Below are 23,833 nucleotides of genomic sequence, written 5' to 3' on the forward strand. Positions count from 1 at the left end.
GTCAATCGCTTGATTGAGAACCGGACACAGCCCCGCGACCATCCGCGCAGAGCCCGCGACCGTCCGCGCAGAGCCTGCGACTATCCGCGCAGAGTCTGCGACCGTCCGTACAGAGCCCGCAACCGTCTGCGCAGGGCCGCGTGTCTGCGAGGGGCGGCGGGGGTTCGCGACGGTTCTTCCTGGCTGTGGCGCACATTTTCGAAGGGATTCGGAACCAGGCTGATTCAGCATTCCGGTACCGGACGGCGGCCTCACTGTGCAGTGTGAACCTGGCCCACTCCGGGAGCGCGGACTTAGTGTCGCGGTATGGGCGCTGAAGTGTCCCCGACCATCTGCGAACCGCTGCCCCAGGGACAGACGTGAACCGGCCGAAGCCCGTGTCTTCACTGGAGGTCCTGTTGGGGCGGCCTCGTCCGGTCGTCTACTCCGACGACGAGTTGTTCACGCAGTCAGAGGAGCCCGGCGAACGGACGTCGCTTTCCGGCGGCCGAATGGGCCCGAACATCGCACGCGTCCACAACTACCTGCTCGGCGGCAAGGATCACTTCGCCCTCGACCGGGATCTCGCACACCATCTTCTCGAACTCATGCCGGAGGCCGAGGCGGAGCTTCGCGCCGTCCGCCGGTTCGCGATAAGGGCGGCACGGCACCTCGCGGTGCGGCGCGGTGTCCGCCAGTTCCTCGAATTCGGCATGGGCTACCCGGGCCGGGAGAATGTCCACGAGACGGCGCAGCGATTCGCCCCCCAGGCCGGTGTCGTCTACGTCGCGGACGATCCGATCGTGCTGGCGCACGCACGGGCGCTTCTCGCGACCAACGACCGGGTCGGAGTGGTCGAAGGACGATTGCACGATCCCGACGGATTCATGCATCACCGGAATGTTCGCGAGCTGCTCGACTTCAGCAGGCCGGTGGCGGTTCTGCTGGCCGGAAGCATGCAGTTCGTTCCACCCGGGCACAACCCGCACAGGATTGTCGCGCAGATACGTGCGGCCCTTTCGCCGGGCAGTTACCTGGTCATCGCACATCCGGTGGCACGGCCGGAATGGGGCAGGCTGACCGAGATATTCCGCGACTACCTCGGTGAATCACCGTCGGTGCTCACGAAGGCACAGATAGCCGCCTTCTTCGACGGGCTCGATCTGGAGCGGCCCGGCTTGGTTCCGGCGTCGGAGTGGCACCCCATCAGGGCGTCGGCCCGCGACGGCGACACGTGGTTCTACGCGGGGGCCGGCCGGATCGGCGACCCGGACGTGTCGCCGATCCGGCCGAGTCGAATCGACGCTGAGGCCGTCCTCCACTAGGGCGACCGCCGTTACCCGGGCATCGCATTCGCCCGTCTCGGCTGACGGAACATCGACCCGGCCCCCTTTCTGACGCCACGCCATAACCGGCTCCACCCATACACGCGTCCGGCACCCACCCATACACGCATTCGGCACCCACCTATACGCGCGTCCGGCGCCCGCCCCTCAACACGTCCGGCGCCCGCCCCTCAACACGTCTGGCGCCCGCCCCTCAACGCGTCCGGCGCCCGCCCGTACGCGTTCGGCGGGTGCGGACGGCGGTCGGCCCGGTATTGTCGGTCAAGGACCGGCGGCGAGGATATGCCCACGCCTGCCACAGCCGGGTAGAAATCCAGACCCGGCCCTACGTTCAGTCGATCAGATGGTAGAAGCCCGATGCCTACCTTGCGGACCCTGGTGCGGCGGCCTGATCTCGACTTGCGATTCCTCGAAGGCGCCGATGAACAGCGATACGGGGAACGCCAGGTGACGGGGGCGGTGCAACTGGATCCGATTCCCGACGATCTGATTCACCGCGGGCCGCCCGCTGCGGAAAACGGGCTGCTCCAGGGCCGTGTCGTCCTCATGCCCTCCGCTCTCAGCGAATCGTCCGGCCGCCACTACCGTCCCGAAGTCGCCGAAGAGTTTCTGAGTTCCTTGGCCGGCATGAACGTGGCAGGGGTGATTCTGCGGTCGAATCCGCGTCCCGACGATCCGTTCCCGACGCTGTGGTCTGTCTCCGCACAACGGTGTGGACTGGCCCTTCTGGTCGTTCGCGATGACGGCGTATGGACGCACGCGGCCATTCAAACGGCGATCGTCGACGAGCAACGCCGCGAAGACCACCATGACTCGAACTTCTTGCGGGGAATGCAGCGGGAGGCGGTACGGCCGGGGGGCCTCATGCGCCTTCTGGAGCAGGTGTCGAGGCTGCTGAATGGATACGTCATGCTCGTCGATCAGCCCGGACGCCTCATCGCCGCCTTCCCGCGACCGCCCGGCGGTCTCCTCACGCGACTGGGCGACGACATCGAACGCGTCGCGGCGAAAGGGATCAGCTCGGCCTCGGTCAGCGTCCAGGGCGACGCGATCCATATCCTGCCGATCGACGTCGAAGGATCCCCCACCGCCGTGCTCATCGTGGGCAGAGCTGATCCGTTCACATCGCGGGCGCGGCGGCTGATCGGCGACGCGGCCCGGCTCATCGGGATGCGGTGGCGGCTGGACGAGCTCGGCCGCGCACAAGAGCGCGTCGAGAAGGCGGACCGGGACAATCGGGAGGCCGTCCTCCATCTCCTCCTGACCGGGCACCTGTCGGCCGCCCGCCGCGCGGCGAGCGCGCTGGGGCCCGCGCTCGCGGACACGAACCGCCTGTACGTGGTGGAGTGCCCCGAACACGACCGACGCGAGGTGGTGGCGCGCTGCAACGAGGCGGCCGGCGGCCGGGCGTGGGTGGTCCGGTGCCCCCTCTACGACAGCCATGTGGTCGTGCTCGCTCCAACGCCCGGGCCGACACCAGGCCAGGGGCCGGGCCCGAGCCACGACGATGACGATGACGTGGACGCCCGCCTGAGCCGTGCGCTCCAGGCGTACGCCGTCCTGAACAGCGGAATCAGCGTGGGCGCCGGCCTTGAGGTCGCCCTCGTCGACACGCCCGTCGGATGGGAGCAGGCCTACCACGCCTTGGCCGTCGCCAGGAGCAGCCCCGAGCGGTTCGCCCGGTTCAACCCGCAGGAATCTCTCGCCGGGCTGCTGGGGCCAGGCGGTCACAGCTGGGCCCTGGCCAGGCTCCGGCCCCTGCTGGACCACCGACCAGACCGGCCACAGGATCCCGATGCGAGGGTGCTCACGGAGACGCTGGAAGCCTGGCTGAACTTCTACAACGGCGCAGCACGGGTCCTGAAGGTTCACCGCAACACGCTGTCGTCCCGCCTCCGGCGGGTCGAAGGGCTTCTCGCCTGCGAGCTGACCGACCTTGTGACACAGACCAAACTGAGTCTGGCCCTGCGGATGCTCGACTCCCCGGGCGGGCGGCAGCCCGCGGACGAGCCGACGCTGGACGAACTCCTCGACTCCGACCATGTGCGTCAGTGGGCGGACGGCCAACTGGAACCGTTCGTCCAGCAGGACTCGCCCCTGCTTCTCGACACCCTGCGGTGCTGGCTGGACGGCAACGCGAATCTGAAGACAGCCGCCGCGGCGCTGGGCATTTCGGTGCCGGGCCTGCGCAAACGACTCGTCCGCGCCGAAACGCTCATCGGACGATCACTTCTCGGCGCCCCGTCCGTGCGCTACGACCTGTGGCTCGCACTGCACGTCCACGACCGGCGAGGGAACGCCAAGCTCAGCCAACGCGGCGACGGCGCCGAGCCCCGGTAGACGGACCCGTCGCGTGCGACCGGCTCAGGGTGCGGGGGTCGCGGCGAGGGCCCCGGCCAGCACCAGGCGGCCCGCCGTGCGGACCATCGCGGCGACCTCCTCCACCGGCCGGCGCAGCGACGCGAGGCTGACCAGCGCGGCGAGCAGGATGTGCCCGAGGACGAGCTCGACGTCCTCCCGCTCCGGCACCGGGTCACCGATGGCCGTGGACAGCCGGTCCCGCACGAACAGGAACAGGACGGTGCGCGCGTCGTCGACGCTGGAGTCGTCCGACGTCACGGCCTGGATGATGGCCGAGGTCAGCGTCGGCTCGTCCGCCGCGACGTACACGATGCGCTCCAGCAGCGCGGTCAGCCGGTCGAGCGCCGTGTCCCCGACCGCGAGCACCTCGATGTCGTCGGTGACGCGGTGCGCCCACGTGGCCGCGACCTCGGTGAGCAGGTGATCCTTGGTCGCGAAGTACCGGTAGACGGTCGCGCGCCCGACCCCGGCGCGGTCCGCGACGTCATGCATGGTGACCGCGGGATAGCCGCCCTCCAGCGCCAGCTCCCGCGCCGAGTCGATCAGCCGCTCCCGCCGCTCCCGCTGATCCTTGCTCAACGTCCGCGTGACGGCGAACCGCTCGCCCTCGCCCAAAATGACCGCCCTGTCCGCCCTGTACTGACCCGCCCCCATTCTTCCGCATTTTCCCGCCCAAACCGCACCAGGGCCGACCTCCACCCGTCCCAGGCGACCACCCCGCCCACTGGGTCAAGCGGACATCCGACCACGGCATCTACGGTGGCGGTCATGGAACGAAGCAACCCCGTGTTGGCCTACCACCCAGCCAACCAGGTGCTGCTCGACTACCTGAAAACGCGAGCCCGCCGCCCCAACACACCCATTAGCCGCACCTACGCCCTCGACGGATGGGAACTCCACACCCACCCCGATTTGCTGGAACGGTTCGAAAAAATCGCCCCAGACGACGCCCAGATCATCCCGCTGTTCGGCGTTCCCGCCCTCGCAGCCAACGGAATCGCCGCCGCCGCCGCACTCGGAACCGGCTGGCTGATGGTCAGACTGCCGCAACTCCCAAACAACATCGAAACCAAGGACCCCATACTCCCGCTGACCGATCACGGATGGCATGCGGTCAGCGCCTGGCAGAGCGGAACCCCCTCCACAGGGGGCAAACGGCGCCTTACCCACCTACTAAACGACGCGCTCCATCACGCACGCACCCTCAACCCATAGCGGACGCTGCGCTGGACCGTCCGCTACACGCACCCGTCAGCGCCCCTTAAAGGCAGAGCGCGCCACCGGGTCCTCGCCTACCTGCGTGATCAACTAGGAATCCTGGTAGGGCTGATCGGGGCACCGTAGACTCGCCATAACCGCATTCGGGAAGAAGTGGGCTGGATGGACGCCATCGTGTCGGCGTTGCGGAAGCCGTTAGTCGTTCTCTTGCTCGGTGTGCTCCTTACGGGCATCGGCCTCTCCTTCTTCGCGACGCCCAAGCCGACCCACGGCCACGCCGTCTGCGACGGTCATGTGATGAACAGCGGTGATCGCTGCCTGAGCGTCGACACCGGTTCCGACACCGTCGTGGGTAGCTCCGGCTTTGACAAGATGGAAAAGGAGACCTACAGAGAGCAGCAGGCGGATTACTGGGGCCGCTTGGCGGCTTTGGCCGTGGGCCTCGCGATGCTGTTCGTGGCGGCCAGGATGTTCGTAGGCAGCGAGGGGGAGGCCGAGCCAGATCGGGCCGAGCTGATGCACACCCTCGCCGTGGCTCAGGAGCGCGGCGACCTGATGATGATCGCCAGCACCGCCAGCGCACTCGGACGGCACTACGAAGAGCTCAGCGATCCCTATATGGCCGCCGGATACACGGCTCTCAAGGTCGTCTCGTACAACGAACAGGGCCTGAACGTCGACGAGGACCTGAATCGCCCGGCCGAGCAGCGCCGCATCGTCGGCGACGACGACTTTCGTCAGCGGCTGCTCGAAGTTTTGGACCCGGCGGGCGCCGATTCACTGATCCGGTTCCTTGACGAGTCGCGTTCCGCCTGACGTCCCGGCGGCTCGGCGGCGTCGCTGGTCGCCGATGACGACCCCAGTGTGGATCGTCACGACCAGCACCATGCCGGCGCCTGCGCCGACCAGCCACAAGAACCGGTGGCGGACGGCCATGGAGGGCAGATTCCCGTTCGGGTCGAACGCCACCAGCACCCGATCCCCGCCGTACTTGTCGGTGGTATCGGTCCCCTTGCTCTCCGCCGGCCCGCTGTCCAACCGGTCAGTGCGCCCGTCGTCGCAGGCCAGCCGCCGGTAGTTGTAGGTCTCCTCCCCGCCGGGGGTGAGCCGGTGCCAGGTGCGCGCCTCGACGACGGTGCACATGTGCCGTGGCGCGACCCAGGTCAGCACCAGGGCGTACGCGGTGGCGGCGGTGACGACAAGGACGACGCCGCAAGCGACCGCCAGCCCGAACGCGCTCTTCTCCATGAAGTGGTGGTGCGCGTGCGCACCGACCCCGAGTGCCAGCGCGACGCAAGCCAGGCCGAGCGGGAAATACCGCGGGTGGACGCTCACGGCCAGATAGGCGACCCCGGTGAACGCCGCCGCGACCAACGGCGCCCCGCAGACCGCGATCAGCATCCGAAGAGCGAACACCCTAAAACTCTCACAAACCCCCACCGACTTGTCGACGGGGCAGGCCGACGAGTTCGACGCCGATGGCGACGACGCCGAGGGCTTCGCGTTCAGGGGGATAGATCCGGCAGATGTTGGCGGAGTTGTTCTTCACGCTTGGCCAGCGGGTCGACCGAGGTGACGGATTCGTGGGCGAACATCTCGTCGAAGTCGCCTTACCGCGCGTCACGCGTCACGCGTCACGCGGGTGAGAACCTGGTCGTTCTGGCAGCGAAAGCGAATGAAAGAGCCTGTCTTGATCTCCTTGCGGCTGGAGTCGTCCACCCGGATTTCGGTCGCCTTGCGTCTTCTCTGAACCAGTGCGCATGTTCGCCTCACTGATGGCGTTCTCGACGTCGCGTTCCAGTGGGTCGAACGCTGTTGGAGAGGCATGCTCCCGTGGCTTCCCCACCAACCGCGGCGCAAGGTCCGACGACACGATCTCGATCATGCCGCACCGCCTGCCGAGTCCACGTGAGACACGGTCTTGAGCACCTCAGCGAGCCGCCGAAAGTCACGACGGCTTACCATGAGCGCCGGACCTTGAGGGTCTTGGCTATCACGGACTACTACCGCGCTCGGCGCATCGGCGATCTCGACACAGTTGTCACCCTCGGCTGTGCTTCGTGAAGCCTTGCGCCAAGTCACTTCGTTAGCACTCATCGTCCCTCATGACTCCGGTGGACAATCAGGATGTCGTTTCAAAGGTGCTTGAGAATGTTCGCGAAACGCTGGAAGTCGTTAGTGCTGATGATGAGCTTGGGACCGTTGGGGTCCTTGCTGTCACGCACCGCCACAGCACTCGAAATTCCAGCTACCTCGATACAGTTGTCATTCTGAACTGTGCTGCGCGAAGCCTTGCGCCACGACGCAACCTCCACACAAGCGTCACCCTGTTCGCTACTGCGGGAAGACTTGCGCCACACCGCATCCGTCATGTCCATCGCTCGTCTGTAACCTTTCTAATCAAAGATCGCGTTTCTCTTACGTTCAGCGCTTCCGATTGCAGGATCACGAAGGTCTCGTTTGCCATCGCAATCTCGTCTGGGTCGGTTGTTGTTTCACCTCCCCATGCCTTGATTGCATAGGCCACCTGCTTGTGGTCGGGACGAGTAGCGATGTTGAAAGGTCCCCAGACATTTCTAATATATCGGATCGGAGCAATCTGCAGCTGCACTCTTCCTTGCGAGGAAATCTCGTACAGATAATCCAGTTGCTCTTTCATAGTCTCCGGCCCCCCGACCTCGCGATAGAGAACCGTCTCATCCATGATTATAGAGATGATCGGAGGTGGGTTCCTGTGCAGAATCTCCTGCCGTCGCATCCTGTTCTTGACTGCGTCCTCATCTCGCAAGAGAAAGCGAGCGTAGGCCTCCTTCTGCAATAGCCCGGGAACCAGTCGCTCTTCGTAGGCGCGGACCATGATCGCGGACTGTTCGGCTTTTGGATAGCTGGCGAAGTGCTTGGGGTACTTGTCGGACTTGATCGATTCTAGTAGCTCGTCCCAGGCTTCGACGAGAGTTGTGCCGGACTTGAGCGCCCGGTCGAGCCGCAGAGCAAAGTCTCGGCGGCAGCGCGTCCGGCCAGACTCGACCTGCGTGATGTAGCTGCGCGTCACGCTGACCCGGTCAGCAAGTTGCTGCTGGTTGAGCCCAGCGGTTTTGCGAAGGTGCCTGACCTCCGCGCCAAAGCTCAGGAACTCGGGCTTGATCTTGCCTTGTATCGACACGAGGACTCCAACCGAGGGGCAACTACCTTCGGTAGCGGTTGTGAGTGTTCTGACACTGCTCTCTTGCTGCCCTGAAATCGTACGCCGCCGTGTGGCCAGATGGTGGTCGTTCGATAACACAGGGTGATTGCGGCGGGTACTTCCGGTTTGGCGGGTTGGCCCCGTTCGAGGTCAGCCACCGTCCAAGCTGGAGGGGGATTCACCGATGCCCGCAGTGCTACTCGCGCCCGAGTCGCCGCCGCTCGTGCTGGAGCCGAACGACACCGCGCCCGGGAAAGCGCGGTGCTACCTCACCGAGCGGTTCCGCGAGCTGGGGCACGCCGACGACTTCGTCGGACGGCTCGTGGTTACCGAGCTGGTGACCAACTCCTTTAAGTACGTCGGTGTCGGGCAAATCGTCGTCCGCGTCTTCCCGGACGGGTGCGAGCCGCTCACCGTCATCGAGGTCGAGGACGAGGGCACCGCGCTCCCCGTGGTCCGGGACGAGGACGACGACGACGCCGAGTGCGGGCGCGGCCTGCTGCTGATGGCGGAGATCGTCCACGACTGGGGTGTCCGGCGGCTCGGCGCGAAGGGAAAGGTCGTATGGGCCCGCTGCGCCCGCTGAACGTCCAGGCGGGCCGCCACCTGCTGTGGTGGCGGACCCGTCTGGGACGTACCACGGCCATCCGCCACCTGGACCTGCTCGCCGTGACCATCACACCCAAGGGCTACCGGTGCATCAAGGTCTACCAGGCCGAGGAGTTCCCCACCCGTCCAGCGCTCCTGTGGGTCCTGGCGTTCAGCCCGGACCGCTACGTCCGTGTCCCGGTGACCGTCCGCGCCACACCCGGCAAGACCTGGGCCTACTACGAGGCCGGACGCGGTAGGCGCGGCTACCTCTGTCCCTGCGGCGACATCGAACGCGCGGCTGACGAGGTGGACGGCCTCCTCAAACATCGCATGTTCCCGTCCACCTGGTAGCCCGCTACCACCGGAGAGACCACGATGACCCACGCCCCCGACCCCTGGTACCGCCACGGACAGGTACCGCACGCCCGTCCGGCAGGCCGCCTGGAACTCGATCCCGACATCGACCAGGCCCTCGACGACCTGCGCCGCGCCTTCCCAGGCATCTGCATCTGGCACGGCGAGTGGAGCGGTTCGCTCTGGGCGCTCCGCCCTGCCCGCCTGGTCGAGGCCCGAACCGCCGCCGACCTGGCCCGCCAACTCCACAACGCCACCCCACAAACCCGGCAAGCGACCGCCGCGCACCGTCCCGCCCCGTCCACCCGCCGCCCGGACGGCACCTGGACATCGCCTGAGTCCCCCGCCTGCGGGTTCACGCGTCAAAAGAAGTCACCCGGCGGTATCCTCCGCTGGCTTCTGACAACCTGCCTCCACCTGACGCCTGCGTCTCCTTGCCCGTGACATCGAACTCGGAGAGTCCCCTCGGCCTGGCGAACGCGGCGCGGCGCTACCCCCGGATCTCGGGGGCGCCTGCGGTTCGGTACTGGCGGATGATTGGCGGTCGCTACGATCGTGGAGCGGCAGCGTAGACGGTCCTTGAGGCGGCAGCGGCGACCGGCGGCCACTGGTGGACCAGCTTCATTACTCACTCCTTTTCTCATTGATTTACCATGGTCAGGAGTTCTCATGGCGTCACAGCGGTTCGAGGCCCCGTCCGGCACCCGCGATTTCCTCGCCGGTGCCCTACGCGTCCGTGAGCGCGTGTTCACGGAGATCCGCCAGGTTTTCGAGCGGTACGGGTTCGAGCCGCTGCAGACACCGGCGTTCGAGCGCCTGGAGACCCTGACCGGCAAGTACGGCGACGAGGGCGACAAGCTGATCTTCAAAATCCTGCGGCGCGGAGAACATGAGGCTACGGGCGAGGCTGATCTTGCGCTGCGATACGACATGACCGTTCCACTCGCCCGGGTCGTCGCCAGTCATGGGTCGCAGTTGCCCACCCCGTACAAGCGGTACGCGATGGGCCCGGTGTGGCGGGCGGATCGGCCGGGCAAAGGACGTTTTCGCGAGTTCGCACAATGCGATGTGGACGTGGTCGGATCGGCGTCCCCATTGGCTGATGCCGAGGTGGTTTGCGCGCTCACCGACGCACTCGACGCGGTCGGCCTGCGGGAATATCAGGTACTGGTGAACTCACGACAGGCGCTGTCCGGGTTGCTGGAGCTCTATGGCGTTCCCGGGGATCTCGGCAATGGCGTTCTGATCACCCTGGACAAACTCGACAAGCTGCCCCCGGAAAAGGTGACGGTGGAGCTGGTCGAAGCTCGATCGTTGACATCGGGCATCGCCGAAGCCCTGGTGAACGACCTGACGGCCGCCGATGCGGTGGAGCGAGTGCACGCCACGTTGAAGGACAGTGAGGTCGGACGGCTCGGCCTGGAGGAGATCGGCCGACTGCTGGAGCTGGCCGCCCCGAAAGTGGGACGTGAACGGATCTCCTTCACTCCGAGCCTGGTACGGGGGCTGGATTACTACACCGGCGTGATCTTCGAGGTGGTCGCGGAGGGGATGCCGGGCTCGATCGCCAGCGGCGGCCGTTACGACGGGCTCATCTCGGCGCTCGGCGGCCCCGACGTCCCGGCCTGCGGCGGCTCCCTGGGCATCGAACGGATCATCGGCCTGCTCAGCGACCACGAGGGCGACACCCACCGGCTCGACGTCGCCGCCACCGTGATCAACGAAGACTCCGCGCCAGAAGTGATGGGCTTCGCCGCACGGCTACGGGACGCCGGCCTGAGCACCGAGGTGTATCTGGCCGCCAGCCGAAAGCTGGCGAAACAGCTTAAGTGGGCCGCCGACCGCAACGCCCGCTTCGCTCTGATCTACGGCGCTTCCGACAAGGAGGCCGGGGTGGTCACCGTCCGGAACATGGACTCGGGCGAACAGGCGCAGGTGCCGACGGACGAGCTTGCCGCGCACCTCACCGGGAGATGCGCGCCGTCGAAGTAACTCCAGAAGGAGCAACTGATGGGTGTGCAAGGCGATCGCGTTTTCGCAGCGATCAAGGAGAAGGGGTTCCCCGACGCGCGCAAGGATCCGGACGATCTACTCCGCGAGACCGTCTCCGATCTCTTCGAGAAAAAGGCCGCCAACCTCGCCACGGCTCGTCGGCTACTCGCTGAAGCACTGACCCAATACGACCAGAACGGCATGTGGCGGGTTCTCGATGAACGCGCTGCCCTCCTCGACATCGACGACGTCTCCGAACGTTGGGCCCGAGGCTTGGTCGAGCACCCGTTCCCGATCTCCCTGCTGTCACTCCAATTCAACTGGCGGTACATGAAGGAACACGGTGTCCGTGCCTTCTACGAAATGACCGCACGCTACGTCGACGAGCTCAGCGCGAACACCCGCCGATGGTTCGACGCCTGGGCGGCCGAAGCCGCAACCGGCGTCGTCGACCGCGTCACCACCGTCGAGTGCGACCTCGCCTCCGAGGAAGCCCCGATGCACTGCGATATCTGCAAGAAGACCATCACCGCATTGCTGTACCTGAACGGATAGGTTGTCGCCTCAGAGAACGGCTTGTGATGGCGCGCAGTGCGTGGCATGAGCTTCCTGCTCGTGTGAGGGGCGCCGTCCAGGAACTCGTCGGCGATGTGAGTGGCTTTGATCCGCCACCGGCGGGCAATCACGCTGACATCGCCGGGACGCTCCGTACCGCCAACGGCCCCGTCTTCGTCAAGGGCTCGCGCAAGGAGGCCGAGCACGACGACGGAGCCGAAGTGCGGACGCTGTCGTGGGTCGATGCCGACTCGGCGGCCGTCGAGTTGTTTTCCCGGGCGTTCGCTGAAATCTGGCGGCGGCGAAGTGCGGCCGATCTTGAGTCACCCTGGAAAGGCGAGCTGGCCGCCTTGGCCACGAATTGGGAACAGTACTGGGGCGGGGTGGCGTGAGGGGGCGCCGCGCACGGGCCCGTCCGGTCCTTTTGGGGTGCTCGGCCAGAAGGATCGGACAGGCCCGTGCGGGCGGGTCCGGAAAGGTCAGGCGACGTCCAGGTCGCGGCGGCGTTCGGCCCATTGGAGAGAATGGCGGATGGCGTCCTCGATGGTGTATTCGGGTTTCCAGCCGAGCAGTTCCCACGCCTTTTCCGGGTTGACGAAGGCGCCGACGACGTCGCCGGGGCGGGCCGGGGCGTCCTGGGCCTGGAAACCGTCGCCGACTACCTCGCGGAATGCCTCGACGAGTTCGCGGACGGTCGTTCCGTCGCCCGTTCCGAGGTTGATGACCTCGTAGCCGGAGCCCTCGCCGCGCGGCGGGACGATCGAGTCGAAGCGGGCGGACGCCTCGTAGAAGGCGCGGGCGATGTCCCAGACGTGGATGTAGTCGCGGATGGCGGTGCCGTCGCGGGTCTCCCAGTTCACGCCTGTGATCGTGAAGGGCACGCCCAGGGTGTGGCACTCGATCATCTTGCCGAGGGCGTGGGTGGGCTTGCTGTTCTGGAGGCCCGTGCGAAGCTGCGGGTCGGCGCCGATCGGGTTGAGGTAGCGGAGCGAGATGACGCGGAGGCCGTAGGCCTTGCAGAAATCCTCCAGGAGGAGTTCGGCCATCATCTTCGAGCGCGTGTACGGGTTCTGCGGCTCCAGGACGGAGGTCTCGGTGACGGAGAGGTCCGGCTCGGGACGGTACATTCCCGCGGTCGACGCGAAGATCATCCGGTCGCAGCCGTTGCGGACGAGATGCCCGGCGAGGTCGAGCGTCCTGGACAGGTTGACGCGGTAGTAGCGCAGCGGGTCGGTCATCGAGTCGGGCACGACGATCAGCGCGGCGCAGTGCACGGTCGCGACGATCTCGGGATGGCTCTGGAAGATCTCGTCGACCAGGTCGCCGTCGCCGATGTCGCCCTGGTAGAAGATCTTGCCGTCGGCGAACTCCTGCCTGCCCGTGACGAGGCTGTCGAGCACGACGGGCGTGATTCCGCGCTCGGCGAAGGCGGAGGCGATCGTGCTCCCGATGAAACCGGCTCCCCCGGTGATCAGGACTTTCATAGGGCATTCCCCTGACAGCCAGTGTCCGACATTGCACGGATCAGAATCAGCAGGGGATCGCGGCAGGTCAACGGCCCGCACTCCAGGTGACCGAGTCCGGACGGGAGTGAACCCCCGGCCGTGATCTCGCGTCCGCGCACGCGATTTTCTACGGGCCGTCCGCGCAGGGTGTGTCCGGTCCCGGCCGTCAGGATCGAGCGTGCGATCGAAGTACAGCGTTTGCATGATTCGCCGGACGGCGGCGGAGGTCATCGTCGGTGGATGGAACCGATCCGCGTCCTCATCGTGGACGATCACGCGCTCTTCGCCGAGGCCCTCGCGGCGCGGCTGGGCCGCGAGCCCGATCTGGTGATCCTGCCGATCGCCGCCGACGTGCGCCGCGCACTCGCGCTGACCGCGACCGAGCGCCCGCGGGTCGTCGTCCTCGACCTGACGCTGGGCGCGGAGAGCGGGCTCGAGGTCCTGGACCGGGTCCGCGAGACGGATCCGGAGGTCCGGGTCGTGATGCTGACCGCGATGAGCGATCTCGACGCGATGGTGCAGGCCATCCGGCGGGGCGCGGTGGGCTGGCTGGAGAAGACCGAGAGCGCCGACCTGGTCGCGCGGGTGATCCGCTCGGCGGCGCGGCGCGGCGGGTGGATCCCGCCGGACGCGGTGGGCGAGGTGCTGCGCCGGCTGCTGCGCGACGGCGGCGAACAGGACCCCGGGTCGCGGCTGCTGGCAGCCCTGACGCCGCGCGAGCGGGAGGTGCTGCAGTGCATGGTGGACGGCCTCGGCCGCGCGGAGATCGCCGAACGGCTCGGGCTGTCGGCGAACACCGTCCGCACCCACACGCAGAACCTGCTGGCGAAACTCGACATGCATTCCGCGCTGGAGGCGATCACGCTCGCGATGCGCGCCGGAATGCGCCCCTCGAACGGGTGAACCGCAATGCGCCGTTCGAACGGGTGAATCGGCCGCCGCGCCGGGCCTGATGCAAACGGCGTAGTCGGGGGTCGTCTTTTGCGCGATTGCCCCGGCGAATCCCGTTCTTACGCTCGCCCAAAGGAACCCGGAGGGAAGATCGTGGAGATCGACGAAGTCGCCGCACGGGTGGTCCGCAGTTACTGGGCGCTCCTGCTGGTCATGACGGTTCTCCCGCTGACGCTGGTGGCGCTGCTGATGAACGGGCAGGAGCCCGCGTCGGTCGCGAAGTCGCGGCTGCAGGCGAGCAGCAAGGCGACCGACGCGGCGCCGGGGGACGCGGGCGTGAGCATCGTGGTCAGCCAGGTGAAGGCGTTCGCGACCGGCGAGGTCCTGCTCAGCCAGGTGCTGCGGGAGCAGCGCGTGGACCGCACGACGGTCAAGGTCGCGAAGGCGATCGAGGTGACCGGGCTCGGGACGTCGACGGTGGTCGAGCTGTCGGTGAAGGACGCCGACCCGGCCATCGCGCGCAGGCTGACCGACGCCATCGGGGCCGCGGTCGTCCGGGAGATCAACGCGTCCAACCAGGGCACGATCAAGCAGCAGCTGGACGCGATCGACAAGCGCGTCCGGACGCTGGAGCGCAGGCTCGGGCCGCTGTCGCGGCGCGCGGGCGCGCAGCCGAACCCGGACATCGACGCCGCGAACGAGCGGGAGCGGGTGCAGGCGGAGCTGGCCGACCTGCGGTCGAACCGCTCTGATCTGCAGACGCAGCTGACGTCCGCGGGGACCGCGTCGGTGGTGCAGCCCGCGGTGCTCGCGCCGAAGGCGGACCCGACGGTGATGATGGCGGCGATCGCCGGGCTGGTCGGGCTGATCGGCGGGATCCTGATCGCGGTCGTGACGGAGATGGTCCGCCCGACGATCCCGGGGCAGCGGCGGGTCGCGCGCCGGCTCGGGGCGCCGCTGCTCGGCTGGGCCGACAAGGGCCCGGCGCGGCTGGCGGACACCGGGCGGCGCATCAGGCTGGCCGCGAAGCGGGAGGGCGTCGGACGTGTCACGCTGGTCGGCGCGCCAGGACCGCTCCCTGCGAGCCTCGTATCGTCGGTCGCGGCGGCGGTGTACGGGGACGAGACCAAGGTCGTCAGCGCCAAACCTCCAAAGCCCCGGCCCGCCGAGCGCGACACACCCGACGGCGACGAGAGCGGCGAGGACGGCGGCGACGGGCCGTCCGCCAACAGCGACGGGCCGTCCATGAACAGCGGCGGGCGCGGCGGCAAGAAGAGCACGTCCGTGGTCCGCGCCGGTGGCACCGCCGTCATGACGAAGAAGTCCGGCGAGGTCTCCCCGTCGGAGATCACCCAGCCGGTCCCGCTGCGCCAGCTGTGCCACGTGCACGCGTTCGAGGACATCGACCCGGGCTCCGACGACCTGGTCGGCGTGGTCGTGGCGGTCGGCCCGGTGACGACGGTGTCCGGGCTGGAGACGGTCCGCGACCTGGTGGCCGCGTCCGGCTGGCCGCTGCTCGGCGTCGTCGCCACGTCCCGCAAGATCGCCGTGTCCCACAAGAGCGCGTCCAGGAAAGAGCAGGGGTAGTCCATGAGTTCGTCCGTTCCGTTCACGATCCCTTCGGTCTCCGGCGAGGTGGCCGACGCCGTCGTCAAGGTGCTCGACTCGGGCTGGATCACGACGGGGCCGCAGACGGCCGCGTTCGAGCAGGAGTTCGCCGACCACCTGGGCGCCGCGCACGTGGTGAGCGTCGCTTCGTGCACGACCGCGCTGGAGCTGTGCCTGCGCGCGATGGACCTGCCGCCCGGGTCGGCGGTGCTGACGCCGAGCCTGACGTTCTGCGGCGCGATCAACGCGATCGTGCACGCGGGGCACCGGCCGGTGCTCGTCGACATCGACGAGGACACGCTCGTCCCTAGCCCGGAGACCGTGGCCGCTGCGGCGGAGCGGTGCGAACCGGCGGTGATGATCGTCCAGAACCAGGGCGGTTACCCGGTGGACGTCGCCGCGCTGGCCGAGGCCGCGCGGTTGGACCGCACGCGGATCATCGAGGACGCGGCGCACGGCCCCGGCGCCGCGCGCGACGGCAAGCCCGTCGGGTCCGATTCGTACGCCGCGTGCTTCTCCTTCTACGCCACGAAGAACATGCCGATCGGTGAGGGCGGCGCGGTCGCGTCCAGCGACCAGGAGTTCGCCGACCGGGTCCGCGCGATGCGCCTGCACGGGATGAGCAAGGACTCCTGGAAGCGGTACCTGCCCGGCGGGAGCTGGCGGTACGACGTGAAGACCATCGGGCTGAAGGCGAACATGACCGACGTCCAGGCGGCGATCGGGCGGGCGCAGCTCGCGGCGCTGCCCGGCTGGCAGGAGCGCCGCGCGGAGATCGTCGCCGCGTACGACGAGGCGCTGCGCGGGCTGCCGGGGCTCGTCCTGCCGCAGCGGAACCTGGACGGCGTCCAGCACGCCTGGCACCTCTACCAGATCCGTGTCCAGGACCGGGACGCGGTCAGCGGCGAGCTGGAGGCGGCGGGCGTCGCGACGTCCGTGCACTTCATCCCCGCGAACCAGATGACCGCCTACCAGGAGATCCTCGGCGCGGACGAGTGCGCGCGGGTGCCGGTGACCGACCGCGTCGGCGAGGAGCTGCTGTCGCTGCCGCTGTACCCCGGGCTGACGGCCGACGGCCAGGACCGCGTCGTGTCCGCGCTGACCGAGGCGCTGCGGGCGCGGAGCTGACCGTGCGAAGGTTCCTGCCGCGCCTCCGCGCCGTTCCGGGGGGTATGGGGGGCCGTCTCCCCACCCGGATCCACGCCGGGCGCGAGCGGGAGGCCGCCGCCCCCGCCCCGGCCAGCCCGCTGGCCCTCCTCATGGGACGGGACGAGGTCGAACTCGCCGGAGCCCGCGCGCGCGTGCTCGTGCGGGGCCGGCGGGTGCTGGTCACCGGCGCGTGCGGCGCGGTCGGGCGGGCGCTGTGCCACCAGCTCGAACGGCTGGAGCCCGCGGAGCTGTGCGCCGTCAAGGTCTCCGAGATGGACGTGCGGGACGCGCGCGTCGTCGACCGCGTCATCGCCGGAGCCCGCCCCGACCTGCTGTTCCACACCGCCGCCCGGGACGGCCTCGCCGACGTCGAGGGCGACCCGTGCGGGGGCGTCGCCGACAACGTCCTCGCCACCCGGCATGTGATCGACGGCGCGGTGCGGCACGGCGTGCGGCGGCTGGTGTTCGTGTCGTCCGACATGGCCGCCGTGCCGACGTCGGTGCTCGGCGCGACGATGCGGCTCGGCGAGCTGCTGCTGCGGACGGCGACCGGCGGCCCGACGTGCTTCGCGGCCGTCCGGGTCGGCAACGTCATCGGCGAGACCGGGCCGCCGCTGACCCTGCTCGCGGACCGGATCGCCTCAGGCGAGGTCGTCACGATCACCCATCCGGAGGTGGCGCGGCACTTCATGACGGTGACGGAGGCCGCCGGGCTGCTGATCGAGGCGGCGGCGATGGCGGAGGAGGCGGAGACGTTCGTCCTCGACATGGGCCTGCCCGTGCCCGTGATCGACCTCGTCCACCGGTACGCGCAGCAGCTGCGGCTGCCGGAGGTGACGATCAGGTTCTGCGGGCTCGGGCCCGGCGAGAAGCTCGCGGAGCAGGCGTTCGCCGACTCCGAGCGCCGGATCAGGACCGCGCACCCGAAGATCTGGGCGACCCGTCCCGCCGCACCGCCCGCCGGCCTGCCGCAGCTGCTGGACGAGCTGGAGGCCGCCGCAGGGACCGGCGACGCCGACGAGGTCCGCCTGCTGCTGCGCCGGCTGCTGCCCGAATACCACCCGGTCAGGCGTCCCGAACCCACCCTCCCGGCCCTGTGAGGTGCGCCCGTGAGTACAACCAGGAAGCTCAGAGTCGCCACGGTGATCACCCGTTTCAACGGCGGCGCGGGACAGGTCGCGCTGAACGGCGCGCTCGCGCTCCCCGACGGCGAGTACGAGCGCGCGATCATCACCGGCGGCGTCGGCATGGACAGCAAGGCCTCGTCGACGGATGACGGCGACGGCGTCCGCTACGGGGACGACGCCGTCGCGCACGCCGCCGCGGGCGACCTCACCCCGCACGCGCACTCCGCCGGGATGGAGATCGTGCAGGTCGGGCCGCTGGTGCCGCAGATCTCGCCGCGCGCCGACCTGGCCGCGCTGCGCACGCTGACCCGCGTCCTCGCGGCGGGGCGGTACGACGTCGTCCACACCCACAGCGCGAAGGGCGGCGTCATCGGACGGGTCGCGGCCGCCCGCGCGGGCGTCCCGCGGATCGTGCACACCTGGCACGGGTTCCCGTTCAACGAGTTCCAGTCGTGGGCGCGGCGCCGCCTCTACATCCGGCTCGAACGGATCGCCTCCAAGCGCACCGACGCGTTCCTCGCGATCGGGTCGGAGACGGTGACGACCGCGCTGCGCCTCGGCCTGACCACGCCGGAGCGGGTCCGGCTGTCGTGGCCCGCCGTGGACGTCGCCGCCTACGCGTCCGCGCCCGGGTCCCGCGCGCAGGCGCGCCGCCGCCTCGACCTCCCGCTCGGCGTGAAGGTCGTCGGGTCGGTCGGGCGGCTGACGTTCCAGAAGGGCCCGGAGATCTTCGCGAAGGCGCTCGCCCGGCTCCCCGACGACGTGTTCGGCCTGTGGGTCGGCGGCGGCCCGATGGCCGACGAGCTGGAGCGGCTCACCGGCAAGCTCGGCATCGAGGAGCGGATGCGCTGGCTCGGGCACCGCGACGACGTCGCCGACGTGCTGCCCGCGTTCGACGTGATGGCCATGGCGAGCCGGTGGGAGGGCCTGCCGTGCGTGCTGGTCGAGGCGATCGGCGCCGGTATCCCGCTGGTCGCGACGGCCGTCCCGTCCAACCAGGACCTGGTGCTCGCCGGTGAGACGGGGATGCTCGTCCGTCCCGAGGACCCGGAGGGGCTCGCCGGGGCGATCACCGCGCTGCTGGACGATCCGTCCGCCGCCGCGCGGATGGCGGAGCGGGCGCGCGAACGCGTCGGCGACTGGTTCTCGCCCGCGCACCTCGGGACCGTCCTGGACGAGGTCTACCGGGGGAGCTCTCAGCGCCCATGACAGCGACCATCGAGGCTCCCGCACCGGCCCGGGCACCCTCCGCGCCCGCGCCGCCCCCGCTCAGGCGGCGGGTGCGGTCGACGTCGGTCGTCCTCGTCGTGGGCATCGCCTCGCTGCCGATGCTGATGCCGGCCGGGCTCGCGCCTGGCCCGGGCAACACCGGGCTGCCCGACCTCGCGCTCGTCGCCGTCACGGCGACGATGCTGCTGTGGGCGGGCACCCGGAAGCTGCCGATCCGGTGGCCGTTCCTCATCCCCACCCTTCTGACGATCATCGCGGGCGGGATCGCCGCCATCGTCAGCGACGCGGGCGCGCTCACCCTCGTCAAGGACCTGTTCGTGCTGCTGTGGGCGGTCAGCGTCGCCAACCTCGGCCGCGAGCCCGGACACCTGAAGGTCGCCCTCCGCGCGTTCGTCTGGATCGGCACCTTCTACGCGCTGGTGATGATCACCGGCTTCGTGCTGGGCCTGGACGCCCTGTCCGGCAAGCAGGTCGACGGCGAACGCGCGATGTTCACGTTCGGGGACGCGAACTACGCGTCCAACTGGTTCATCTGCATCTTCTTCATCGCCCGCGCGACCCGCTTCCCCGCGACGGCCTGGCGCCGCTGGACGGTCTGCGGCGTCCTGCTGACCGCCGAGCTGCTCACCGGCTCCAACGGCGGCCTCCTCGCGCTCCTCGTCGCGATCCTGCTCGGCTACCTGTTCCGGCTGTTCCGCGAGGGCAGGGCGCACCACGCGATCGCCGTCGCGTCGCTTGCGGTGTTCCTCGGGGGCGGCGGCGTCGCGATCGTCACGCAGGTCGACATCCAGCCGTTCCTGGACCGCGCCAGCGCGACGTCCCCGATCCTCCGCGACTCCATCGGACGCACGACCGGGGAGAGCACCAACTCGCGCAGCACCGTGCTCTCCACCACGATCGACATGATCAGGGAGCAGACCCACCCGTGGGGCATCGGCGCCGGCGAGACCGAGGCGGAGATGCGGGTGCGGCAGGAGACGTACGTCCGGGAGGCGCACAACGACTACGTCGCCGCCGTCCTGGAACGCGGCTTCCTCGGCGGCTTCGCGCTGATCGTGCTGGTGTTCGTGCTGCTGATGCAGTGCGTGCGGATCGCCCGGCGGAACGCGCTGACCAGGGAGTACGCGCGGCTCGTCCCGCGCCCGGAGCTGTTCGGCGCGCTCGTCGCCGTCTTCCTCGTCTCGGGCCTGTTCTACGAGACGCTGCATTACCGGCACGGCTGGGCCATCTTCGGCCTGATAGCCGCTCTCCATCTCTTCGGGCGCCGCGACGCCGTCCCCGACCATGCGGGTGCCTCCCCGTTGATCGCAGCGCCGCCACCCGCGGTCAGGAAGAAGCAGCCGACGGCATTCGCCCCGCCGCCCGGGCCCGGCAAGGCCCCGTCGCCCACCCAGAAAGAAGATCCACCGCTCGACGCGACGACGAGCGCGGCACGCCTGCGCCGTCGCCTCGTCGCGCTCGTCGCGGGGAACATGGCGGGACGGATCGGCGCGCTCGCCTCGCTCGGCATCGCGACGATCATGGTGGCGCGGATCGGCGGGCCGCAGCTCGTCGGCGCGTTCACGCTCGTCCGGGTCCTGCCGGGGCTGCTGTGCCACCTGTCGAACGCCGGGCTGCCCGCCGCCGCGCCGTTCTTCCTCGCCCGCAAGGACTACGACCAGAGCCGGGTGCGGCCCACCCTCGCCTGGCTGACGGTCATCGGCGCCGGCATCGCCGCGCTCGCCTGGCTGGTCCTCACCCCGCTGTTCTTCCTCGTGTTCTTCAAGTCGTTCGGCATCTGGGTCACGCTCGCCGCCGCCGTGCCGTCCTTCACGCAGGGCTTCGTGTCGGTCGGCAAGGGCCTCCTCCAGGGGACGGACGACCAGCCAGGCGCGAGCCTCGCCATCGCCGTCGAGGAGTTCGTGTTCCTGCCGATCTACCTCGTCCTTTTGACCGGCTGGTACGGGCCGGGCGCGCTGATCGCCGGGCTGGTGCTCGCCGATCTCGCCGCCGCCGCGTGGATCGCGCGGCGGCTCGCCCGCCACGGGTTCTTCTCCGGCTGGGGACGTCCCGACCGCGCGCTCGGCCGCAAGATCACCGGCTACGGGTTCCGCGGCTACCTCGGCCAGCTCATCGACCTGCTGCAGCTCCGGTTCGACATGGCGCTGCTCGGCGCGCTCGCCGGGCCGAAGGTCCTCGGCGTCTACACGGTCGCCAGCAAGTTCGCCGAGCTGGTGCAGCTGCCGGGGCTCGCCGTCAACTACGTCCTCTATCCCGACTTCGCCAAGGAGGACCGGGAGACCGCGACGAAGCGGACGTCCAAGCTGATCCTGCCGGCGCTCGGCGTGTCGGTGCTCGCCGCGCTGCCGCTCGCGCTCATCGCCGGGACAGCGCTCCCCTGGGTCTTCGGGGACGTGTTCGACGACGCCGTCGTGCCCACCTACATCCGCCTCGCCGGAGTGGTCACGTTCGGGGTCACCGGGCTGATCATGGCCTACCTGTACGGGGTCGGACGGCCCGGCGCCGCGTCCACCGGGCAGGGCATCGGCCTCGTGGTCGTCGTCGTGCTCGGCGCCGTGCTGATCCCCGCGCACGGCGCGATCGGCGCCGCCGTCGCCACCTCGCTCTCCTTCGTCGCCACCACCGCCGCGCTGCTCGTCTGGTTCCAGCACGTCAAGAAGGCCGCTCTCACAGGCGACGCCTCTCTCACAGGCAAGGGGTGACCATGCCCGAGGATCATTCGGGACTCGCGAGCCGTCCCATCGACCCGTGCGACGGGGTCGCGCCGTCCAGGGCCCGCCGCGTCCTGGACGTCGCCGGCGCGGTCGCCGGGCTCCTGCTCCTCAGCGTCCCGCTGCTGACCGTCTACCTGCTCGTCCGGCTGACCAGCCGCGGCCCGGGCGTGTTCCGGCAGACGCGGGTCGGGCAGGGCGGACGGCCGTTCGTCATGTACAAGTTCCGGACCATGCGGCAGGGCGTCGGCGGGCTCACCGTCACCGCCAACTGCGACCCGCGCCTCACCAGGGTCGGCAAGCTGCTGCGGCAGTGGTCGCTGGACGAGCTGCCGCAGCTGGTGAACGTCCTGCGCGGGCAGATGACGCTCGTCGGCCCGCGGCCCGAGACCTACAACCTCGCCGTCCACTACGACGCGGACTGCCGTTGGATCTTCGACCACCGGCCGGGGCTGACCGGCGTGTCCGAGGTCCGGTTCCGCGACTTCGACGTGCTCGGCCCCGGCGAGGAGGTCGACCTCGTCAATTACATCGAGCGGATCGTCCCGGCGCGGGTCGCGGTCGACTCCGTCTACCTGCGCGACCCGTCGCTGCGTGCCACGTTCGGCGCACTCTGGGACACTGTCAAGCACGTCCTCGGCTTCACGTTGCCGCCCCTCCAGGACACCCGGCAGAAGCCGCCGCCGGAGACGGCGAACACGCCGCGCACCGCCGAGGAGCCCGGTTCCGCAGCCTGACCGACGTTTTCGGGGAGCAAGGCATGGACATCCGAGGTCTCCCGTACAAGGTGTCGGCCGTCGCCGCCACGCTGCTGGCGGTGATCGGCTTCCTCGTCTACCTGGGCGACAGGACGGCCGACAACCGGCCCTACGACGGGCCGCTCGCCTCGCCGGGCGCGCCGGGCGCCAGGCCAGGCGGGACGCGCCGGATCGCGCTGAACACCGAGCCGTCCGACTATCCCCGGCTCCAGGAGCTCGGCTACGACCTCGTGGACGTCAAGCCCGAGGCGTCGCTCGTCGCCGGCGTCCCCCGCGGCATGCGGGCGCTGCTGTGGGTCGGCAACTTCATCTGCGACGACTTCGTCCTCGGCTTCGAGGAGTTCCAGCAGGCCGTCCAGCGGTTCGGACGCGACCCGAAGGTCTACGGCTGGTACCTGTCGGACGAGCCGAACCCCGGCGAGTGCCCCGGGATCGCGGCGGAGATCCGCCGCCGCGCCGACTACATCGAGAAGCACGCGCCCCGCCAGGTCTCGTTCATCTCCCTGACCGACTGGCCGATGAAGCCGCTCACCCCGGAACGCGTCGGCGTCGACCTGTTCGGCCTGGACCCGTACCCCTGCAAGGGCTCGTCGAAGGCCCGCGAGCGCTGCGACATCGGCGCGATCGACCGGATGGTCCGGATGGCGGACGACGCCGGAATCCCGCGCGCCAAGGTCGCGCCCGTCCTGCAGACGTTCGGGCAGAGCTGCTCCAGCGGCGACAAGCAGTACTGGCTGCCGACGCAGGACCAGTTCCGCGAGATCCTCGCCCGCTGGGACCGCCTCGCGCCGCGCCCCCCGCTGGAGATCTCCTACTCCTGGGGACGCCAGGACGAATGGGCCTGCCCCACCCTCTCCGACGCCACCGGCGGCGAACACCCCGACCTGCAAAGCCTCGTCCAAGCCCGCAACAAAGCGCGTTAACTCCCAGGGGGCGACCCCCTGGAACCCCCGTTACCGGCCGGTGAACCGTTTCCCGAGCCGCTGGCGCGACTCGTGAAACGGCCCCCCGGCCGTCGGGTCGTGCGACCTCCGGGCGCTGGGCGCCCTCCGGCCGCACGACCCGTGACCTCGGCTCAGGTCTGATCCTCGGGGTCAGTCTCCCGGGTTGTCGGCCACGGCCGGATGGCCCTGGTCGGACGGGACCGGGAAGTCGAACGATCCGAGCTTCAGCGCCAGGACTTCCATCACACCGATGACAAGAACGAACGCGACGGCCAGCAGGCCGAGCCGCGTGCGGTTCAAACCGCGCACTCTTCAATCCCCCCAGACAAG

The 23,833-nt window shown here is 69.2% G+C and carries 27 protein-coding genes; 18 read left to right on the plus strand and 9 right to left on the minus strand.

What is annotated here, in order from left to right:
• The first annotated feature begins 398 nt into the window (after positions 1 to 398).
• Positions 399 to 1,304: an SAM-dependent methyltransferase gene (locus tag ACH34T_RS02690; RefSeq protein ID WP_395990299.1), complete on the plus strand. Its 906-nt coding sequence runs from the start codon at positions 399 to 401 to the stop codon at positions 1,302 to 1,304.
• A 360-nt stretch (positions 1,305 to 1,664) separates the two neighbouring features.
• On the opposite strand, the gene ACH34T_RS02695 is transcribed toward ACH34T_RS02690, so the two are convergent.
• Complete coding sequence (locus ACH34T_RS02695) at positions 1,665 to 2,135, minus strand: hypothetical protein (protein ID WP_395990300.1); 471 nt, start codon at positions 2,133 to 2,135, stop codon at positions 1,665 to 1,667.
• A 54-nt stretch (positions 2,136 to 2,189) separates the two neighbouring features.
• Between ACH34T_RS02695 and ACH34T_RS02700 the strand changes: the two genes are divergently transcribed.
• The gene (locus tag ACH34T_RS02700; protein WP_395990301.1) at positions 2,190 to 3,665 is read left to right on the plus strand and encodes a helix-turn-helix domain-containing protein; all 1,476 of its coding nucleotides are present in this window, start codon (positions 2,190 to 2,192) and stop codon (positions 3,663 to 3,665) included.
• Positions 3,666 to 3,689: 24 nt separating this feature from the next.
• On the opposite strand, the gene ACH34T_RS02705 is transcribed toward ACH34T_RS02700, so the two are convergent.
• Positions 3,690 to 4,340 (minus strand): TetR/AcrR family transcriptional regulator, encoded by a 651-nt coding sequence (locus ACH34T_RS02705; RefSeq protein WP_395990302.1) that lies wholly within the window; start codon positions 4,338 to 4,340, stop codon positions 3,690 to 3,692.
• Positions 4,341 to 4,454: 114 nt separating this feature from the next.
• Between ACH34T_RS02705 and ACH34T_RS02710 the strand changes: the two genes are divergently transcribed.
• Positions 4,455 to 4,901, plus strand: coding sequence for a hypothetical protein (locus ACH34T_RS02710; RefSeq protein ID WP_395990303.1), 447 nt, complete (start codon positions 4,455 to 4,457; stop codon positions 4,899 to 4,901).
• A 165-nt stretch (positions 4,902 to 5,066) separates the two neighbouring features.
• Entirely contained in the window at positions 5,067 to 5,720 is a 654-nt protein-coding gene (locus tag ACH34T_RS02715) for a hypothetical protein (protein WP_395990304.1), read from the plus strand.
• Here ACH34T_RS02715 and ACH34T_RS02720 read toward each other — a convergent pair.
• From ACH34T_RS02720 to ACH34T_RS02740, 5 genes are all read right to left on the minus strand, one after another.
• Positions 5,682 to 6,320 (minus strand): hypothetical protein, encoded by a 639-nt coding sequence (locus ACH34T_RS02720; RefSeq protein ID WP_395990305.1) that lies wholly within the window; start codon positions 6,318 to 6,320, stop codon positions 5,682 to 5,684. The genes ACH34T_RS02715 and ACH34T_RS02720 overlap by 39 nt on opposite strands.
• Positions 6,321 to 6,531: 211 nt before the next feature.
• Complete coding sequence (locus tag ACH34T_RS02725; RefSeq protein ID WP_395990306.1) at positions 6,532 to 6,789, minus strand: hypothetical protein; 258 nt, start codon at positions 6,787 to 6,789, stop codon at positions 6,532 to 6,534.
• A complete protein-coding gene (locus ACH34T_RS02730; protein ID WP_395990307.1) occupies positions 6,786 to 7,001 on the minus strand; it encodes a DUF397 domain-containing protein in 216 nt (71 codons plus the stop codon). Before ACH34T_RS02730 ends, ACH34T_RS02725 begins: the two co-directional genes overlap by 4 nt.
• Before the next feature lie 38 nt (positions 7,002 to 7,039).
• Complete coding sequence (locus tag ACH34T_RS02735) at positions 7,040 to 7,282, minus strand: DUF397 domain-containing protein (protein ID WP_395990308.1); 243 nt, start codon at positions 7,280 to 7,282, stop codon at positions 7,040 to 7,042.
• Positions 7,273 to 8,067, minus strand: coding sequence for a helix-turn-helix domain-containing protein (locus ACH34T_RS02740; protein ID WP_395990309.1), 795 nt, complete (start codon positions 8,065 to 8,067; stop codon positions 7,273 to 7,275). Before ACH34T_RS02740 ends, ACH34T_RS02735 begins: the two co-directional genes overlap by 10 nt.
• A gap of 205 nt (positions 8,068 to 8,272) precedes the next feature.
• Between ACH34T_RS02740 and ACH34T_RS02745 the strand changes: the two genes are divergently transcribed.
• The 6 genes from ACH34T_RS02745 to ACH34T_RS02770 all read left to right on the plus strand — a co-directional run bounded on the left by ACH34T_RS02745 (position 8,273) and on the right by ACH34T_RS02770 (position 11,972).
• Positions 8,273 to 8,674: an ATP-binding protein gene (locus ACH34T_RS02745; RefSeq protein WP_395990310.1), complete on the plus strand. Its 402-nt coding sequence runs from the start codon at positions 8,273 to 8,275 to the stop codon at positions 8,672 to 8,674.
• Positions 8,653 to 9,030 carry a hypothetical protein gene (locus ACH34T_RS02750; protein ID WP_395990311.1) on the plus strand — a complete coding sequence of 126 codons (378 nt, stop codon included), beginning with the start codon at positions 8,653 to 8,655 and terminating at the stop codon, positions 9,028 to 9,030. The genes ACH34T_RS02745 and ACH34T_RS02750 overlap by 22 nt, the downstream gene beginning before the upstream one ends.
• A gap of 24 nt (positions 9,031 to 9,054) precedes the next feature.
• On the plus strand, positions 9,055 to 9,477 hold the full coding sequence (locus ACH34T_RS02755; RefSeq protein WP_395990312.1) for a hypothetical protein: 423 nt from the start codon (positions 9,055 to 9,057) through the stop codon (positions 9,475 to 9,477).
• A 225-nt stretch (positions 9,478 to 9,702) separates the two neighbouring features.
• Positions 9,703 to 11,025 carry a histidine--tRNA ligase gene (gene hisS, locus ACH34T_RS02760; protein ID WP_395990313.1) on the plus strand — a complete coding sequence of 441 codons (1,323 nt, stop codon included), beginning with the start codon at positions 9,703 to 9,705 and terminating at the stop codon, positions 11,023 to 11,025.
• Positions 11,026 to 11,043: 18 nt separating this feature from the next.
• Positions 11,044 to 11,580, plus strand: coding sequence for a hypothetical protein (locus ACH34T_RS02765; protein ID WP_395990314.1), 537 nt, complete (start codon positions 11,044 to 11,046; stop codon positions 11,578 to 11,580).
• A gap of 26 nt (positions 11,581 to 11,606) precedes the next feature.
• On the plus strand, positions 11,607 to 11,972 hold the full coding sequence (locus ACH34T_RS02770) for a hypothetical protein (protein WP_395990315.1): 366 nt from the start codon (positions 11,607 to 11,609) through the stop codon (positions 11,970 to 11,972).
• A gap of 87 nt (positions 11,973 to 12,059) precedes the next feature.
• Here ACH34T_RS02770 and galE read toward each other — a convergent pair whose 3' ends face one another.
• On the minus strand, positions 12,060 to 13,064 hold the full coding sequence (gene galE / locus ACH34T_RS02775) for a UDP-glucose 4-epimerase GalE (RefSeq protein WP_395990316.1): 1,005 nt from the start codon (positions 13,062 to 13,064) through the stop codon (positions 12,060 to 12,062).
• A gap of 261 nt (positions 13,065 to 13,325) precedes the next feature.
• Here galE and ACH34T_RS02780 point away from each other — a divergent pair, with 261 nt between their 5' ends.
• The 8 genes from ACH34T_RS02780 to ACH34T_RS02815 all read left to right on the plus strand — a co-directional run bounded on the left by ACH34T_RS02780 (position 13,326) and on the right by ACH34T_RS02815 (position 23,482).
• Positions 13,326 to 13,988 (plus strand): response regulator, encoded by a 663-nt coding sequence (locus ACH34T_RS02780; protein WP_395990317.1) that lies wholly within the window; start codon positions 13,326 to 13,328, stop codon positions 13,986 to 13,988.
• A gap of 141 nt (positions 13,989 to 14,129) precedes the next feature.
• Positions 14,130 to 15,563 (plus strand): hypothetical protein, encoded by a 1,434-nt coding sequence (locus ACH34T_RS02785; RefSeq protein ID WP_395990318.1) that lies wholly within the window; start codon positions 14,130 to 14,132, stop codon positions 15,561 to 15,563.
• 3 nt (positions 15,564 to 15,566) lie between these two features.
• Positions 15,567 to 16,712 (plus strand): DegT/DnrJ/EryC1/StrS family aminotransferase, encoded by a 1,146-nt coding sequence (locus ACH34T_RS02790; RefSeq protein ID WP_395990319.1) that lies wholly within the window; start codon positions 15,567 to 15,569, stop codon positions 16,710 to 16,712.
• Between the two features lie 2 nt (positions 16,713 to 16,714).
• Complete coding sequence (locus tag ACH34T_RS02795) at positions 16,715 to 17,833, plus strand: polysaccharide biosynthesis protein (RefSeq protein WP_395990320.1); 1,119 nt, start codon at positions 16,715 to 16,717, stop codon at positions 17,831 to 17,833.
• Between the two features lie 9 nt (positions 17,834 to 17,842).
• On the plus strand, positions 17,843 to 19,069 hold the full coding sequence (locus tag ACH34T_RS02800; RefSeq protein ID WP_395990321.1) for a glycosyltransferase: 1,227 nt from the start codon (positions 17,843 to 17,845) through the stop codon (positions 19,067 to 19,069).
• Entirely contained in the window at positions 19,066 to 21,792 is a 2,727-nt protein-coding gene (locus tag ACH34T_RS02805) for an O-antigen ligase family protein (protein WP_395990322.1), read from the plus strand. Before ACH34T_RS02800 ends, ACH34T_RS02805 begins: the two co-directional genes overlap by 4 nt.
• A gap of 2 nt (positions 21,793 to 21,794) precedes the next feature.
• The gene (locus ACH34T_RS02810) at positions 21,795 to 22,538 is read left to right on the plus strand and encodes a sugar transferase (RefSeq protein WP_395990323.1); all 744 of its coding nucleotides are present in this window, start codon (positions 21,795 to 21,797) and stop codon (positions 22,536 to 22,538) included.
• 23 nt (positions 22,539 to 22,561) lie between these two features.
• Positions 22,562 to 23,482, plus strand: a complete 921-nt coding sequence (locus ACH34T_RS02815; protein ID WP_395990324.1) for a hypothetical protein — start codon at positions 22,562 to 22,564, stop codon at positions 23,480 to 23,482.
• Between the two features lie 171 nt (positions 23,483 to 23,653).
• Here the strand turns inward: ACH34T_RS02815 and ACH34T_RS02820 are convergent, their stop codons facing one another.
• Positions 23,654 to 23,812 carry a hypothetical protein gene (locus ACH34T_RS02820; RefSeq protein WP_395990325.1) on the minus strand — a complete coding sequence of 53 codons (159 nt, stop codon included), beginning with the start codon at positions 23,810 to 23,812 and terminating at the stop codon, positions 23,654 to 23,656.
• Positions 23,813 to 23,833: the final 21 nt, after the last annotated feature.

This window comes from Actinomadura sp. 9N215, from assembly GCF_044326345.1.
Classification (GTDB): Bacteria; Actinomycetota; Actinomycetes; order Streptosporangiales; family Streptosporangiaceae; genus Spirillospora.

Bases quoted from the DNA above. Each gene is read 5' to 3' on its own strand.
- ACH34T_RS02695 (WP_395990300.1), bottom strand. From the start codon at position 2,135: ATGGTGGTCTTCGCGGCGTTGCTCGTCGACGATCGCCGTTTGAATGGC.
- ACH34T_RS02700 (WP_395990301.1), top strand. From the start codon at position 2,190: ATGCGCCTTCTGGAGCAGGTGTCGAGGCTGCTGAATGGATACGTCATG.
- ACH34T_RS02705 (WP_395990302.1), bottom strand. From the start codon at position 4,340: ATGGGGGCGGGTCAGTACAGGGCGGACAGGGCGGTCATTTTGGGCGAG.
- ACH34T_RS02710 (WP_395990303.1), top strand. From the start codon at position 4,455: ATGGAACGAAGCAACCCCGTGTTGGCCTACCACCCAGCCAACCAGGTG.
- ACH34T_RS02715 (WP_395990304.1), top strand. From the start codon at position 5,067: ATGGACGCCATCGTGTCGGCGTTGCGGAAGCCGTTAGTCGTTCTCTTG.
- ACH34T_RS02725 (WP_395990306.1), bottom strand. From the start codon at position 6,789: ATGATCGAGATCGTGTCGTCGGACCTTGCGCCGCGGTTGGTGGGGAAG.
- ACH34T_RS02730 (WP_395990307.1), bottom strand. From the start codon at position 7,001: ATGAGTGCTAACGAAGTGACTTGGCGCAAGGCTTCACGAAGCACAGCC.
- ACH34T_RS02735 (WP_395990308.1), bottom strand. From the start codon at position 7,282: ATGGACATGACGGATGCGGTGTGGCGCAAGTCTTCCCGCAGTAGCGAA.
- ACH34T_RS02745 (WP_395990310.1), top strand. From the start codon at position 8,273: ATGCCCGCAGTGCTACTCGCGCCCGAGTCGCCGCCGCTCGTGCTGGAG.
- ACH34T_RS02750 (WP_395990311.1), top strand. From the start codon at position 8,653: ATGGGCCCGCTGCGCCCGCTGAACGTCCAGGCGGGCCGCCACCTGCTG.
- ACH34T_RS02755 (WP_395990312.1), top strand. From the start codon at position 9,055: ATGACCCACGCCCCCGACCCCTGGTACCGCCACGGACAGGTACCGCAC.
- hisS (WP_395990313.1), top strand. From the start codon at position 9,703: ATGGCGTCACAGCGGTTCGAGGCCCCGTCCGGCACCCGCGATTTCCTC.
- ACH34T_RS02765 (WP_395990314.1), top strand. From the start codon at position 11,044: ATGGGTGTGCAAGGCGATCGCGTTTTCGCAGCGATCAAGGAGAAGGGG.
- ACH34T_RS02770 (WP_395990315.1), top strand. From the start codon at position 11,607: ATGGCGCGCAGTGCGTGGCATGAGCTTCCTGCTCGTGTGAGGGGCGCC.
- galE (WP_395990316.1), bottom strand. From the start codon at position 13,064: ATGAAAGTCCTGATCACCGGGGGAGCCGGTTTCATCGGGAGCACGATC.
- ACH34T_RS02780 (WP_395990317.1), top strand. From the start codon at position 13,326: ATGGAACCGATCCGCGTCCTCATCGTGGACGATCACGCGCTCTTCGCC.
- ACH34T_RS02790 (WP_395990319.1), top strand. From the start codon at position 15,567: ATGAGTTCGTCCGTTCCGTTCACGATCCCTTCGGTCTCCGGCGAGGTG.
- ACH34T_RS02805 (WP_395990322.1), top strand. From the start codon at position 19,066: ATGACAGCGACCATCGAGGCTCCCGCACCGGCCCGGGCACCCTCCGCG.
- ACH34T_RS02810 (WP_395990323.1), top strand. From the start codon at position 21,795: ATGCCCGAGGATCATTCGGGACTCGCGAGCCGTCCCATCGACCCGTGC.
- ACH34T_RS02815 (WP_395990324.1), top strand. From the start codon at position 22,562: ATGGACATCCGAGGTCTCCCGTACAAGGTGTCGGCCGTCGCCGCCACG.